A 15,483-nucleotide genomic window follows, 5' to 3' on the forward strand; every position below is an offset into this window, starting at 1 on the left:
ACAAAATCCTCCTATAACAGTTCGTATTGTCAACCCATTTAGGGTAACAAATTATATATACGAAGTTTGTTGGATTATATGAGTCGTAATTCAACAAAGATACAAGTATTTTGGCAGAATGTGTTTCAAACAAAAGAAAAGACACCCTAAGGTGCCTTCCTGCGACTGGAACCATCGTAATATGGTATTGGGTGCCAACCCAATTATTATTTTACCACATTAAGTAATTTTGATTGTTGAGAAATATAATTCAAATCTATATGTTGTTTACTTTTGCTTCGATAGTTTTTTTGTAGTGGATTCTTCAATCTGTTCAGATTTACTTTTACTAACATCAATAAATTACTATCTTGCTAGAATAACAGATAAAGACCTAAAACGATTAGAGAAGTACAACAAAGCGATTAAGTTTTTAAAGGGATAAAAAGCAGCAACTTCTTTAGTAATAATTTTCTAGATTATTAGTTGTACAAAGAGACTACTTCTTGCAAATATTCAATGTTTCTCGTATAGCATTTTTAACAAAATGTAAAAAATAGCACACAATATGTTAAAGATTATATGCAAAATGTAAAAAATAGGATAAAATATTTATAGGAGGTGGAGGTAGTTGTTAAACAACCGGATAGTTGTTTGTCGTGCCGAAAAAGGTTGGACACAGCAAGATTTAGGAGAGAGAGTAGGTGCTAGTAGACAGACTATAGCTTCTATGGAAAGGAATAAATATAATCCCTCTTTAATTCTTGCATTTAAAATAGCCCAAGCTTTTGGAAAACCATTAGAGGAAGTTTTCGAATATAAGGAGGAATAAACTAATGGAATTTATAAAGTATGCTGTAATTGTTATTATAGTTTTATCATGCTTAAGTGAATTATATATGTTTAAATTTCAAAAAAGCCAAGAGGCAAGAGATGAGAGAGGTTTAGAAATTCAGTATAAAACTACTAATTTTTTATATAATACTCTTTATCTGGGAATAGTTATATTATTTCTCCTTAACATACTTCAATATATTACAGCAGAGCAATTTATGAATATTCTCTTATATTTCTTTATTTCTTTAGGGATAATAAAAGTTACTTATTCATATTGGAGAAGGAGCTATTAAATATAAAAAGAAATACTAAAAATAAGGGGTCATATTTTTAATATACTTGTTCCTGAATTAATAATAGATTAATTTCTGCGGAGGTATTAGTACTTAATATTAAGAGAAATTAGCCGCAGCTTTTTAATATAATTATAGATACGCCTATGTACTTAAAGAATAAATACAGAGTTTTTATAAGCTTGGAAAAATTGCAGTTTCAATTGAAACTGCAATTTTTAATTCATCCTTGCCATTATAGGGGAGGGAATTTGAAGTGTGCTAAGATAAAGTCATTTTAGTAAATTTGATTCATTTTAAAATAAGTTTAAATGAAGGAGACAATTTGCTAAATACACTATGTTGTTCATTTCCTTCTTGATTCATACCTGCCTGATAAGATGAAAATCCCTTATACGTTTTTCTTTTCCATTGCCATAAGCCATTAGTTTGATCGAAATCACCATAGTAATGATTGTAATCCAGTTTGTTTCCAGTGTTTTTATTAAAATTATTGCTGATAAAAATACGGCTATTACTTGCATAGATTTGGTTATTGGTAATTACATTGTTTCGGGTATCGTAATTTAATTCGATTTGGCCACTCTCTTGATCTTTTGTATCATTTTTATAAATCACATTGTTCGTAATCGTGTTATTTTCAGCATATCCTTGTTGACTATCATATCCACCAATTGTAATGCCACTCATGAAATTATTGGATATTGTATTGTCTCTCACAGTAATTTGGCTTGCACTTTTTCCTGCATGTTCGCTAGCTACTTCAATACCGAGGTCATTTTCATAGCTTTGATTTTGCTCAATGATAATTTCCTTCCCACCATCCACGTAAATACCATCAGCTGAATATTCATTATAACTGGTATTATTGATAGATGAATTATGATGGACAATGTTATTACGAACAACTCCATTCCGTGCTTGATCTAAAGCAGCTACTGAAGATACACCCTCATGTCCAATCAGAACAATTCCAATATTGTTGTTATCATGTACTTTGTTATTGATAACTTCAAAGGAATCTACATTCCCATTCACAGCAATGGCTTCACTCAATCCTAATTTCAAATTTGTTACTTCGTTATTATCGATGACAATATGATTTAAATTATTTTGTGCACTAGATGAAGTACCTTATACGGCAATGCCGTGTGCGTTACCATTCTTTACATTTGCTTCAATGTGGTGAATATAATTATTTCTAATATCAATGTAACTTCCTGTTCCAGTGATATAAATACCAATAGGGGTTTCGTTAACTTTCGTTGACTTTAAGCTACGAAATTCTAATCCTTTTACTTGAATATAGTTTTTGTCTTCTATTGTAAATAACCCATCATCTTCTAACTTGACCTTAGAACCATCGAGAATGACTTTTTCATCCTGGTAATTTTGAAAAGTAATGGGTGCGCCTGAGGCACCAGAATGAGCGACACGAACCTTTTGGTTATAAACTCCGCCTCTTATGTAGATTGTGCTGCCTTCTTTGGCGACGTTAGCAGTTTCTTCCTGCAGCTCCTTTCTATTTCTAGATACTTTCCCCATAAAAGTAATTTTGTTTTTAAATGTTCATTTTCTAATCGTAGTTGTTTCAATTCACTTAGCTCTTCATTTTTGTGGAGTGTTTGACAGTGTTGTGTGATAATTTTGTGCATTATTGGTGATTTACATTTGTTTTTAGTTGTTTTTGCTGCTAATTAGTTTTTAGTGGATAGAGTGTTTGATAGATTTTTCTTCGTGTTTCAGGGGGGACCTGTATAATTATTTTAGTATGTTTGTTGTAGAGTAAATAACTAACTATTTGTAAATGTTTTTTCTTTCTGAAATTAAATCAGTTATAATAGGGATATCTCAATTGACGTCTCTTTTTGAGAATTTATATAGGAAGGATGAAGTGATTTGTCTGGTAAATACAATCTGTTTATAAGTCATTCATGGGCTTATAACAATGAATACGGAGGATTATTAGAATTATTAAATAAAGATGAGGGTTTTATATATAAGAACTATTCAGTTCCTAAAGATGATCCGATTCATAATGCGAATAATGATAAAGAATTACGTGAAGCAATTAAGAGACAAATGAGCTCATGTCATGTGGTTATTATCTTAGCGGGGGTATACGCTTCATATAGCAAATGGATTGATGAGGAAATTCAATTGGCTAAAACAGGGTTTCTTTTCCCTAAAAAAATTATAGCAGTGGAATGCTTTGGTTCTCAAAGAACTTCCAAAAAGGTGAAAGATAACGCGGATGTTATTGTAAAGTGGAATTCAAAGTCATTAATCAAGGCGATTAAGGGTGAACTGTAAAGGGAGAAGATAGATATGTATGGGATGAAAAAATCTCTTATTGTAGGGTTGAGTGATTATCCGACAGCACCTTTAAAAGGGGCGATAAATGACGCACATAGTGTACATACTGTGCTGAAAAGTAATAGCGATGGTTCTCCTAATTTTGATTGTAAACTTATTACAGATGAATGTAGTAAAGTTGAATTGAAAAGTGCGATAAGAGAATTATTTGAAGGTGAAAATGATGTTGCTCTTCTGTATTTCTCTGGTCATGGGGTTGTAACATCTACAGGTGGTTATTTGGCTACAACTGACTATCATACAGATAATGAAGGGGTATCTATGCATGATATTTTAAGCTTAGCAAATGATTCAAAAGCTAAAAATATCATTATTATATTAGATTGTTGTAATTCAGGGATTTTTGGTATACAAGATAGTAATAAAGTAACGGGATTAGCTTCTATTTGTGAAGGAATGACAGTTCTAACAGCTAGTAGGAAAAATGAACCAGCGTTGGAAGTGGATGGATCTAGCGTATTTACATCTTTGTTAGTAGAAGCGCTACACGGTGGGGCTTCAGATTTGATGGGGAATATTACACCAAGTAGTGTATATTCTTATATAGATAGAACGTTAGGAGCATGGGATCAAAGACCAATATTTAAAACAAACGTTTCTACATTTACATCACTAAGGACGGTTAATCCGCCTATTTCTGTAGAGCTTCTTAGAAAACTAAGTGAATATTTTGCTAGTCAAGAAGAATATTTTCCATTAGATCCATCGTTTGAACCGACGGAAGAACCACATAACTCTATAAACGAAGAGATTTTTGGGAATCTTCAGAAGCTAGCGCGTGTTGGATTAGTAGTACCTGTTGATACAGAACACATGTATTATGCTGCTATGAATTCAACAGCTTGTCGTTTGACAGCTATGGGGTATCATTATTGGAAGTTGGCCAAAGCACATAAGATATAGAAGTTAGTATTTAACTTGATATTAAAATAAAAAGAAGCTAGTATACTAGCTTCTTTTTATTTTAATTATTTTTGTTTTGCTTAGGAGGTTGTGCAGGTGGTGCGGGTGGTTTAGGTGTTAAAGGTCTATCATTTAATCCGCCTTTTTTTATGGAACTTTCTTGTAAACTTTTATTTTTTTCCATTTTAAATCCTCCTGTATAAAATAGTGTGCTTTTAAGGGAATTCAATTACTAAATTAGATTTATCTTTAGTGATGTAGACAGCTTGCATAGAGTATAGGAGCTGAGCGTCAGAATTTCTGTATACATCTACATCTCGAATGAATAGTTCATTATTATCGAATGTATCAGAAAAAGCTTCAACCCACCCTTGATACATTAAGTCATTATCTAAATCCCTAATAATTACCCATACGGCTTCTGGTGAATCAAATACATATGACCAAACGTCTAATTGGCCGAATTTTTTGCTAATACCCGTTTTTTTTGCTAATTTATGTAGGAACTTCCGATTAAGTATTGTAGAAATAGCAAATGCCAACAATATTGCTACAATCGTAGCAATTACAACTTCTTTGATATCTATAGATGCTTGTTTGTTGACTAGAGAATTTAGAAAGCTAACTTTCCATGTAGGGATTAGCCCTTTCATTATAACAAAAAAGTTATTGATAGAAATGAATACATATAATAAGAAATACGATGCTAAACCTAATATAAAGGAGTGCAGTAGAAACATTTTAAACTCTCTTACCCTATGAGGTGTTAGGGTGTCAATGATTAGTAATGAAATAATACCAGGGAAAAATATAAGTAGTAGTCTGATTGTTAATTCTGAAATGTCGTTCAATCCCCCTTTAGCATAACTTATAGTATGTTTATAGATATTTAATTATAACAAAGCTGTACAGTAAGTGATATATTTTGTTGTAAAGAAAATATATATGGGATAAATTTCGAATTAGCTGGAATACCTAGTAAATATACCAAAAAGGTAACGTGAGTTATATTTTTCAGAAAAATATAAACTATTATTCAGTTGTCCATTTATTAAATTTAAAAATAAGCTAGTAGTCTTACCAGTAATAAGTTATATTACAGATGCTTCTAGAGTAACTATACTAAATGTTAATCATCATGAGGAAATTGATTTAGGAGTGAGAGGACTACGTTTGTAAAATGCCATCTGGTGCTCTTTAAGAAAACATAACTTATACATAATGGGGGAAATGTGGATAAAACTTGAGAGTATGATGCTATTTTTAATATTGATGAAACGCTTTATCTGGTTGATTTCAAGCATTGGACAATATCAATTACTTATAAAGAATATGCTATTCATCTAGATAAGTTTAAAGAAGTCATTAAGCAGCATAAAGAAACAACAGAAATTTCCTTTAAAAAAGAGAATCTAGATAGAATATTAGGGGATTAGGGAGTCCAGAGTTAAGGAGAGTTAAAAAATAATTTTAACTCATGTTCCTTTGGGGAAATTAGTGGATTCTGATATATATGTAGTAGATGATACTATGCTTTTAAAGTATTTTGAAAGAAAATCAACGAAAATGGTAACGACAATTAATATAAATATAATGTCTATTTGTAATGCGTTATAGGAATGTGAAATTACAGATCAACAATTTAATAAGTTTATTGAAGAAACTCCTTTTTTTAATTATCAGAAGCAGAAGTTAGAGGGATTAAGTTTAGAATTATATTTGAATCCGAATATAAAACTGGGATATTTATACATTTACAAATATAATGAGGGAATAAAAAGGTTAGGGCATTCGTGAATAAGAATGTAATCATAATTGAAAGCAGAGTAATTAGGGTTTATTTTTGATGAAACCAACGCAAAACCACAAAGGCATATACCGTTACTTTACTAATAAATAGTCTGATAGAAATCTCATTGTTGTTACCTTCTATAAAGTTGATATCAGATAGATTGGGGCATAAGGATATAACAAACGTTAAATACGTATAGTCACGTGTTACCGAGAATACAAAAAGAAGTGGCAGATAAGTTTGATGTTTTTTGGGATAGTAATAGATTTCTAAATTAAATAAAAAGTCGGGTTATATAACCCGACTTTAGTCCTAATTAGTTTTTTTGTTGTTGTTTTCTTTTTCGGAAAAATATTCAGCTTTTACGCCGAATTTTGGTAATGCTTTTTCTAGCAGCATCTTAGATTTAAATACTGGAGTATCCTTTTGGGCATTAGATGGCGATGCTGTTTGATTGCCTTGGTCTTGAAGTTGTTTAATGATATCATTTAATTTTTCAGACATTTTTGTGCCTCCCTCCTCTATAAATTAAGGGCTATCCCATATAAAATTACTGATGTAAACAAGGAAATAATTAGCCAGTTAGCTCCTTTATGATAGAGGAGCATTTTATCGTTGTTTACATTTTGATTATGACGAAGAATTTTTTCATATTGTTCCATTAATGCTGTTGCAACTACATCAGGCACACTTCCTGCAGCTTGTCTATTTATATCCGTAGTATCAAGTCTATTATATTTTGCGATAAAGAGAACGCGTAGTAAATAGCAAAGAGATATTCCAATTGTTATAACAGCGGTAGCTCCAATTAAGAAATAAGATACGTAAAAAATTAATGATGAAAATTCATTGATTGGTGTTTTAATTTTAGGTAGTTTTATATTAGAGAAAGTAAAAGTAAGAATAGCAGCTGCTAAAGTGATAAGAACTCCAGTTCTTGTTTCTAGTACAGTTTTTCTTGTAGTTTCATAATCATATTCTTTTTGGACTATTGAAAGTAAAAGATCTCCAGATGGATACTTAATCTCTGTATTATTCTGTGCATCAGTGGAATTATGTATGATTTCGGTATGGTTATTATCAGGCATAATGTGATTTCTCCATAATTTTCTATAGTATATTTATATTATACCACAATAAATGATATTAAAAAGACGATTTATTAAGATTTTATGATAATATGATTTTCGTTTAACTTTATGGTGAATGAGAAATATTTGCCTCTTCCACGAAAAAAAATAGCGTGTCGTATTCCTAACATAATATCTAGTGTCCGAAGAATGAGCGATAAAAAAGGATTTATCTTAGAAAATCGTAAATTCAAAACGTTTAATCTGTAGTCGGTAAAATAATACCAGACTTTTTAAACCCCAGGTTATTCAAAATGAAAAAGGTTTGCCAGGCGCCTGCAAAGTTCGGCGGAATTTAAAACTTAGGGTCTAAAAGTGAGTATATTTTTACGTTTTTCAAACGATAGAAAGTATTAGTGCAAATTTGTATTACTTTGGAGATACGTACTGAATATCGCTGATTAGTTTATAAATAAAATCAATAGGATTATATAATAATTTTATATATTGTACATATTATAAAACAATTAGTTGAATTGATTGAAGTGTGAAAGATTGTATTCAAATTAATGAAGAAGTTTAGCAGTTAAATAAGGGGAAAAACCCTGCATATTAGTTAATATGTGGGGTTCTCTTAAAATTTCTTTACGCTAGAGTTATATGCCTAAATATAAAATTTGAAACTTCTTATTTCTTTTCTTCCTATTGGAGTATTCAATGTATTTCTAACAAGTTCTATATTTTGAACATCATTCGCTAATTCTTGAAGACGAAGAAAAGAGCTATCTGTAAATTTGCTTAACGGCCCTTTTTTCATTAGAACTTTCCCTATTTCAGCGACTTCATTAGCCGATAAACCTGCGTTAAGCAGTTTATCACGAATTTTACTAATAAAATCTATTAATGCTTCCTCATTAACAAGCTCTTTCCCATGATAGACTTCTATTACTTCACTTGCTGTGATAATTATTTTTTCGTACGCCTTTTTTTAATTGCTTTAATTTCTCTTTCAACTGTTAAACCTGTACCGATCTATATTGTTACCTCTTTTCGTTTTTACACATAAATTTTACCATGTATTAAAAGTGCGTACCACAAATAGGCAGATTTTTCTTTCATCACATAGCGTATAAGGAATTGTGTTTTTTTTTAATGTAGATGAGATTGTGAAGGATTCCACTTAAACTATATGGTGTTGTATTTGTACAATAACTGAAAAGCATTTGGAGTAAAACTCAAAGCCCTTTTCTTTTTCAATTACTAGGGAATTAACCTATTATTCCTTACATCTTTTATATTTTTAATTATTAAAGGTCCTATAAATTGGAAGTGAAGAAAATAATTTATATTGTGTCAACGATACTGAATACTTCCGGGGAGGTTCTGGTGTGGAAAATTTGAAGTATATGAAAATGGTCTATCAAACTCGGAAATACTGATAGTAATACTCTATAAAAAGTGTGTGATCAGTATGGAAAAGGGGAATATATTTAAGTGGAAACATTATTAACCAGACATCATCTGCTTAACTGTACGTTGGTACCTGCGGGATAACTTAAGCTTTTGTGATTTAGTGAAAATGATGGAGGAACGAGAGTTATTCCTGGTTCATGCAACTATTATGGGATGGGTGCATCAATATGGGCCGGAATTTGATAAATGAATTCGACCTTATTTCAAACAAACAAACGAATAACTTATGGAAAGTGGACGGAACATATATAAGTAAAGGACAATGAAAGTATTTATATAGTGAATTTAATTTAGAAGGTCCTACAATTGATCTTTATCTTAGTCAATCAAGGGATAAAAGGACAGAAAAGCGTATTTACATATGTTATTAAATCTCGTGTGATAAAAGTAGATAAGAATTCAGCGTATTCTGTAGTGATTCTAGAGTTAAAAGAGAGAAACCTATTATTGAAGGCATACAACTAGGCAGGTTAGGTATCTTTATAATATGGTAGAACAAGATCATTGTTTTATTCAGAAGCATGTGCATTCTGTGTTGAGACTTACATTTTTATATTGAGTGGCGTGGATAAAAAGAACACATTAATTTATGGAAGAAGTTTGTTCAAAATCTGAAAGATGTCATCCATTAATTGTTTAGACTTGTAGTAAAAGATACGATTTTATTAGGGATATATATGGTTTGTTATTTTTTATTTAATTTTATATTGCATCATGACCATTGAAAGTACATTAAAAATAATTATTACTTCTCATACTCAAAATAATTCTTTATTAGAGATACAATGGAGATGATATACTAATATTGATTGTATATAAATTAAGCTCTATAATTGAATAAATAGGAATGAAAATAACTTTGGAAAAAATACAGATGATGTTTTTGGGGGGAGACCTTTGGTACGTTCATTTTCAATTGGAATGACTGATTATTCACATCAATCGTTAGAAGATATGCAACAAGACCTAATAGAGTGGAAAGAGGCTCTTATTAAAACCATGTTTTGTGTAAAGGAGATTTTAGATAAGTTAGAAAAAACGGATTATTGGGAAAATTTTGACTTTGATTTCAAATTAATATTATATAGTTCAATGAAAATGTTTGAAACAGCTATTACAGAAATTAATGAAATAATTCAAGGTTTTAATATTGAAATTCTTGAATATCACGTAAGAATTTTGACGAAGATTGGTAGCAATGGAGAAGAATTTTATCGGAATTATGGGGTATTTTGGAATAGTGATAGTGTAGATAAAGAATATGGAACGGAGAGGTTCCAACTTGTTGAAAGACTCTATCAAGCAGGAAGAGGTATGGCCGGAGATTTGATAGATTTACTGAATTTAGCTGGGAGATTAAAAGATTTTATTGGTAGAAAAGGAGAGGGGTACAGTCAGATGAATAAGAAACACCAAATTATTTTCAATGCACCAATTGGGGCCGTGCAACAAAATTTTGAAGGTTCTACCGGTATTCAAAATATTGGTGATTCGAATAAAGAAGAAATCAATGAATTAAAAACAATAATTAGAGAAATTCAAGCTGTTTTAAATATGTTACCAGAGGAAGAACGTGAGGAAGTTCAGGATAACTTAAGTGAATTAAATGAAATTGCTAAAGAGTCTAATCCAAAACCAATTAGAGTAAAAGCTTTTGCAAATGGAATTGTAAGTTCATTAAAAAAAATTCTGACCATGAAAACGATAGATAACGCAACTCAGTTGACAGAAAAATTACCTAAGATTATAGAAGGATTTGAGAAAATCATTAAATCAATTTAGTAAGATTAAACTATTTATTGGGGATAACAAATACCACCTATTAATTATTAAAAGGTGGTATTTGTTTGTGAATTTAAGTATAGAGAGGAACTAGTCGGTGAATTCTTTAATAGGCGATGTAGATGATCATACTAAGTTACCAATTCATAAAGCTGAATTTATAAATTGGTATTTAGAGGCTTTAAAAAAAGAGATTGATTACCCTAAAAGCTCGAGATTTGAGATTGAGAGTAGTAGCTATGCCTATTATCGCAAGGGGGATTACTGGAAATTTAATTCTTATAATGTAATCAGGGGACTTTTAGCATGTGTGGATTTATCTGTACAATGGAATGAAGAGCAATTTCAATATTATAATTGTGAATTACTGTCTAAGAAACAAAATAATAGGCTCTATTTAACCCGATTTTCATTCAATTTTGTATCTTATCTTCGAGATTATACAAATTTATTAAAAGAGATTGATTTGTTTATTGCTGAGGAAATAAGAAAAAAAGGACAATTTAGCCAAGAAGAGACATTTGATAGTATATGCGAAGTGTTTTCTAAAGAATTAATTAGGGAATTTGAAGGGTTTTGTTATAGTAATCCCAACTATAAATATCAGCCATTATATGTATATGAAAATCATATCCATATTGTTTCATCCTATAGTATAGTAAATGTTTTTGTTAAAGTAATACATCAGTACAGATATGTTAATAATGAAAATATAATGGATTTTATTATTAAATATCCAGAGGTTAAAGCATCTTCGGTTTATTCGAGTAGTTTTAATGAATATTACCATGTATTTAATTTCTTTGGGAAACTTAAAGAGAGAAAAATTGGTCTACTTACTAAAATGGAAGTTGAAAAAGAAATAGAATATTATTGCTCTGAATTAAAAATGGAAAGTAAAAAAACTTTAAAAGGGACATTATTGAATAGTTATTTTGGAAAAAAATCATTACTTAAAGAAATAAGTAATTTATTTAGTAAGACAAAAGAAGTAAATTATTTAAGTTACGAAACATATCAAAAAGCATTTTGTCATTGTATTATTTTGTTTGAAGATGATGATGCTTTTCAAAAAACTTTTTTAGAAAATAAATTCGATAAATTAAATGGTATGACTTCCGATATTGTTAATATTTATTACTCTGAGAAAGATGTGAAGGGAAAACTTTCTGGTTATAACATAATTAATAGGTTTGAAGAAGAAAGTGGCATTTTTATAAATGAAGAGAACTTGCCTGCGATTATGGTATGGTTTGAGGACATAAAAAGCTTCCATTTTATACATCTCTCTGAATTGAATTTATCTAATTATTTTTACATAATTAGAAAGTTAAAAGCTGTTATTAAACAAGGGATTAAACAAAATAATAATCTTTTACTACAAGACAAAAAAGATATTTTTCATAAAGCGATTCAAATTACGAAAGAGGAGGTAGGTCGATTGCTTCAGAAGCAAAAAGAGGAAATGAAACAACATGGCGGTAATAAAATCATTGGAAATATCGGAATGTTACAACAAAATTTCGAAAATTCTAAAGCTACGCAAAATATAGTTAAAAAGGAACCGTTTAAGTAATCCTTATGGAGTAAATACCGCATCATTATAATTGTAATATCACAAAGATATTAATATTCCTTATGTTGCTCAAATATATTAATTTTTTGTTTTGGAAATATTGAGTGTGCATATAATTGTATAGAGGATTATGAAGATCTTTTTATTTTTTTAATGTGAATACTGTAACGTAGGATAACTGAAACTTATTGACCGAACATTAATTAGTTTCTTATTAATGTAATGTACGAGTTAGGAGTTTAATCAGATAGAGACTGAATATAACTCTTATAATGTTAATTTTTGATATAATGAATAATTAAGGTTTAAAAAGGGTAAAGAGAGATCATTTTGTAATTAGTCTTTTATTTTTAGTAATCAATCGTTATAAATTTGGTCATTAAAATTAATTAAAATTTTGAATTATAGTTTGAAAAATTCATATTATGAGAGTGCAGGGGAAATCTGTGCTCAATGTAATATCTATTTTTTAATAAAAGGTATTGCATATCTATGAGAAGCAAAAGTTTTTAAGAAGAAATAGAAGAAAACTATATAAAAATTCTAGGTGATTATTGGGGGAATTATTAATTGTTATAGAACAAATGTAATATCTTATCAAAATAAATCGAGAGGTTATAATTAAAAATGACAAAAAAAGAAATTTTGAATGATAAAAAGTGTTTTGTAATTATGCCGTTTTCAGACGGTGGATCGTATCCAAAAGGACACTTTAAACGAGTCTATGAGTATATAATAAAACCCGCCTGTGAAAAAGCTGGTTTTCAGGCTGTTCGTGGGGATGATGTTACAAAAACTAATTTTATAGCTCTTGATATACTAAAAAATATTCTTCAGGCGGACATAGCGATTTGTGATTTAAGTTCAAAAAGCCCTAATGTGTTCTATGAATTAGGGCTTAGACAAGCTTTTAATCTACCAGTTACTCTAATAAAAGATGAGTCCACTGAACGAATTTTTGACATACAAGGTTTTAGAGACATAGTATACGATGAAAATCTTAGAGTTGATACCGTCAATTTAGCGATAGATGATATATCTAAAGGCTTAATTAGCACATATAAATCTAGTCAGAGTACTAATCCTGATGTTAACTCACTTGTTCAACTTCTTGGAATTAAACCAGCAAAAATTGAAGATATACATTTGAGTAAAGAATCAAGTTTAATATTAAACTCAATAAGAACTATAGAGAAGAGATTAGCCTATATTGAATCGAAGACCGGTCCATCTAGATTTAGTGTATCCCAAAAATTAATGTCTGAGTTACTGGAAACGGTAGATTATAAATGTCAAAATTGTGGAAAAGAGCTGGATATGAACTTAGCACAAATTAGACATGTTATTCCTAAGGGAATAGGTGAAGAATTACTAAATCAAAACTTGGAAATTCTATGTCAAAGTTGCAATGTGAATATGAAAAATCTTTAAATAACTTCAGTGTTTAGGTTAAATGACAAAGTGTCTATGTGTAAAAAATATGGTGCAACATTGAAATCTCTAGGTGTAAAATAAACTTATATGAAATTGGTGTATATAAAATTTCATCTCTAATATGGATTTGAAAATTTAAAGAATAAAGGAATTACAAAATTACTAGTTCCTTTGAAGGAAATTTAGTCATAAAGAAACTACACCGCCAATTGTTAGGATGTGTCTAAGAATTGGCGTGCAGTTCATTGTTTACCACCTTTTCTATTTTCGTTATTTTGTGTTTCTCCATATGTAACTCTACAGTTAGTACCTCTTGTTACTGTGATAATAGTTGCTGGCTTTATATTTTCGCTATTATATTACTAGATTCTTCACGGCTTGAGTTAGAAGAGCTATTTGACATGGTGTTTCATCTTCTCAAGAAGAAAGTGAAGTGCGAAAACCATACAACTGCAAGTCATGATATATAATCCAATCTGTTGAAATTTTAATTTTTTTTCCAAGAGTATCACAGTTAAGTTTAATTGCCTCTCTATATGTGAAGGCAACTCCTAGTTTAGTAACTGCAGCTCCTTGCTTAGCAAACGGTTCTGTTGCTATTTCTTCTATGCCAACTTGTTTATATTTTCCCGTAGTAATAGATTTTTAAAAAATGTATTATACTAATTATGTAACAGATAAATATGGTGACTTTAAATATAACGGTATGAATCAAATCAGCTAATTCTTTCATGGGAGGTTTATATCCACTTATGTAAGTTAAATAAGCTCGAAATAATACGCCAATAAAAGCTAATGTCGTGTTTGTTTTTGCTTCAGCTTGTTAAATCAGTCTATTACCTCATAATAAACTGATTCCGCAGCATTTGGGATTACACCGTAACTTCTATTAATATAAGGCTCTTCATTTACTTCTTCCATTAATAAAATTTTATAAATTTTCCGCTTACCATTCGAAGCTTTAGTATTCTTTCGCAGGCATTGAAACCACGCATCATAATTTGTGAAATCATACCTTCTTAATGATTCCTATTTTTCAATTTTTTCCTGGAATAAAAATTTCAATAATAGCTGTAATGTTAATAGTCCTCCGTATTATGTTAGAATGAAACAGGTTAATATAGTGATACCTTATGGTTTTTACTAAATATAGTTTTTTTAAGAATGTTTTTTCAATTTTTTTTGAGAAAAAATCACAGAATGATAGTCTTAATAATAGGTAAATTAGCCGGGTTAAAAGGACTGATTAAAGGGGTAGAGGAAATGATAATCAAGAAAATTAATTACATGAAAGTACATAAAATAATATCAATCCAAACAGTCGATAACATTAATAAATTCAATCAGTGGGATTTATCCTATTAATAAAAAGCGAGTGTTTTAATAATGGAAAGGGAATACTTACTTTTAAATATGTTATAATTTTCTAGGAACTTATAAATAAAAATTTCAATTTTTTATATAGAAAACAACTTTGCATTGAAGAGGAATCAAATGTATAGACTTTTAAAAATCCATAATTAATTAATACAATTAGAAGGAAAAACAGTTAATGGCATAAGGTAATGATTTTTAGTTGAAGTTTATTTTCATCGAATAAATGAACTAATAAAAGGAATTCTAATAAAAAAGGATGATTTAACGATAGTCAAAATGACAATGAATAAAATTATAAAATGAAGTTTTGGCCTAATTATAAAAGTTATTAAAGGATTAGAATGAAGGAAGGGTTCTGAATTTTAAGTTTCTTATTAACGGTTATCAATCTATAGTGATATAAGTAAGTATATTAAATTTGTATTATTAATCTAGTTATATCTTCTTATTAAAAATACAGAAGTACGAGCTTAATTCATTTATTCTTAATATCCTCAATATATAAATTTAAATTGCAAAGTGTTGTATTTTACTATATGAGAGTTATAGAAGTTAGTAATCAAATTATTGTGTGGTGAAAGTAAATTGACA

The 15,483-nt window shown here is 29.6% G+C and carries 12 protein-coding genes and 3 pseudogenes; 10 read left to right on the top strand and 5 right to left on the bottom strand.

From position 1 onward, the window contains the following. Nucleotides 1–349: 349 nt before the first annotated feature. The 3 genes and pseudogenes from ILS93_RS29160 to ILS93_RS27170 form a co-directional block, all read left to right on the top strand. A pseudogene (locus ILS93_RS29160) lies at nt 350–424 on the top strand (GTP pyrophosphokinase); the annotation flags it as partial. Nucleotides 425–610: 186 nt separating this feature from the next. Continuing rightward, nucleotides 611–811 carry a helix-turn-helix transcriptional regulator gene (locus ILS93_RS27165; RefSeq protein ID WP_000933887.1) on the top strand — a complete coding sequence of 67 codons (201 nt, stop codon included), beginning with the start codon at nt 611–613 and terminating at the stop codon, nt 809–811. Between the two features lie 4 nt (nt 812–815). Next, the gene (locus ILS93_RS27170; protein ID WP_222661676.1) at nt 816–1,109 is read left to right on the top strand and encodes a hypothetical protein; all 294 of its coding nucleotides are present in this window, start codon (nt 816–818) and stop codon (nt 1,107–1,109) included. Between the two features lie 291 nt (nt 1,110–1,400). On the opposite strand, the pseudogene ILS93_RS27175 reads toward ILS93_RS27170, so the two are convergent. Further along, nucleotides 1,401–2,764, bottom strand: a pseudogene (locus ILS93_RS27175) (right-handed parallel beta-helix repeat-containing protein). A gap of 244 nt (nt 2,765–3,008) precedes the next feature. Here ILS93_RS27175 and ILS93_RS27180 point away from each other — a divergent pair. Together ILS93_RS27180 and ILS93_RS27185 are read left to right on the top strand one after the other, a co-directional pair. Then, a complete protein-coding gene (locus ILS93_RS27180; protein ID WP_222661677.1) occupies nt 3,009–3,422 on the top strand; it encodes a TIR domain-containing protein in 414 nt (137 codons plus the stop codon). Nucleotides 3,423–3,437: 15 nt separating this feature from the next. Continuing rightward, nucleotides 3,438–4,388, top strand: a complete 951-nt coding sequence (locus ILS93_RS27185) for a caspase family protein (RefSeq protein ID WP_098376848.1) — start codon at nt 3,438–3,440, stop codon at nt 4,386–4,388. 61 nt (nt 4,389–4,449) lie between these two features. Here ILS93_RS27185 and ILS93_RS28865 read toward each other — a convergent pair whose 3' ends face one another. Beyond that, on the bottom strand, nt 4,450–4,572 hold the full coding sequence (locus ILS93_RS28865; protein ID WP_255301357.1) for a hypothetical protein: 123 nt from the start codon (nt 4,570–4,572) through the stop codon (nt 4,450–4,452). A gap of 31 nt (nt 4,573–4,603) precedes the next feature. Then, complete coding sequence (locus ILS93_RS27190; protein ID WP_396021603.1) at nt 4,604–5,128, bottom strand: hypothetical protein; 525 nt, start codon at nt 5,126–5,128, stop codon at nt 4,604–4,606. Nucleotides 5,129–5,873: 745 nt separating this feature from the next. Here ILS93_RS27190 and ILS93_RS28870 point away from each other — a divergent pair. Then, nucleotides 5,874–6,005: a hypothetical protein gene (locus ILS93_RS28870; protein WP_261784337.1), complete on the top strand. Its 132-nt coding sequence runs from the start codon at nt 5,874–5,876 to the stop codon at nt 6,003–6,005. 487 nt (nt 6,006–6,492) lie between these two features. On the opposite strand, the gene ILS93_RS27195 is transcribed toward ILS93_RS28870, so the two are convergent. Beyond that, on the bottom strand, nt 6,493–6,684 hold the full coding sequence (locus ILS93_RS27195) for a hypothetical protein (protein WP_222661678.1): 192 nt from the start codon (nt 6,682–6,684) through the stop codon (nt 6,493–6,495). Nucleotides 6,685–6,701: 17 nt separating this feature from the next. After that, nucleotides 6,702–7,268, bottom strand: a complete 567-nt coding sequence (locus ILS93_RS27200) for a hypothetical protein (RefSeq protein ID WP_222661679.1) — start codon at nt 7,266–7,268, stop codon at nt 6,702–6,704. Between the two features lie 1,498 nt (nt 7,269–8,766). Here ILS93_RS27200 and ILS93_RS27205 point away from each other — a divergent pair. The 4 genes and pseudogenes from ILS93_RS27205 to ILS93_RS27220 form a co-directional block, all read left to right on the top strand. Then, a pseudogene (locus ILS93_RS27205) lies at nt 8,767–9,261 on the top strand (DDE-type integrase/transposase/recombinase); the annotation flags it as partial. 359 nt (nt 9,262–9,620) lie between these two features. Then, nucleotides 9,621–10,505: a hypothetical protein gene (locus ILS93_RS27210; RefSeq protein WP_098376844.1), complete on the top strand. Its 885-nt coding sequence runs from the start codon at nt 9,621–9,623 to the stop codon at nt 10,503–10,505. 97 nt (nt 10,506–10,602) lie between these two features. Then, a complete protein-coding gene (locus tag ILS93_RS27215; protein WP_222661680.1) occupies nt 10,603–12,081 on the top strand; it encodes a hypothetical protein in 1,479 nt (492 codons plus the stop codon). Between the two features lie 627 nt (nt 12,082–12,708). Then, on the top strand, nt 12,709–13,512 hold the full coding sequence (locus ILS93_RS27220) for an HNH endonuclease (protein ID WP_222661681.1): 804 nt from the start codon (nt 12,709–12,711) through the stop codon (nt 13,510–13,512). Nucleotides 13,513–15,483: the final 1,971 nt, after the last annotated feature.

This window comes from Bacillus sp. 16GRE42, from assembly GCF_019837435.1.
Classification (GTDB): domain Bacteria; phylum Bacillota; class Bacilli; order Bacillales; family Bacillaceae_G; genus Bacillus_A; species Bacillus_A wiedmannii.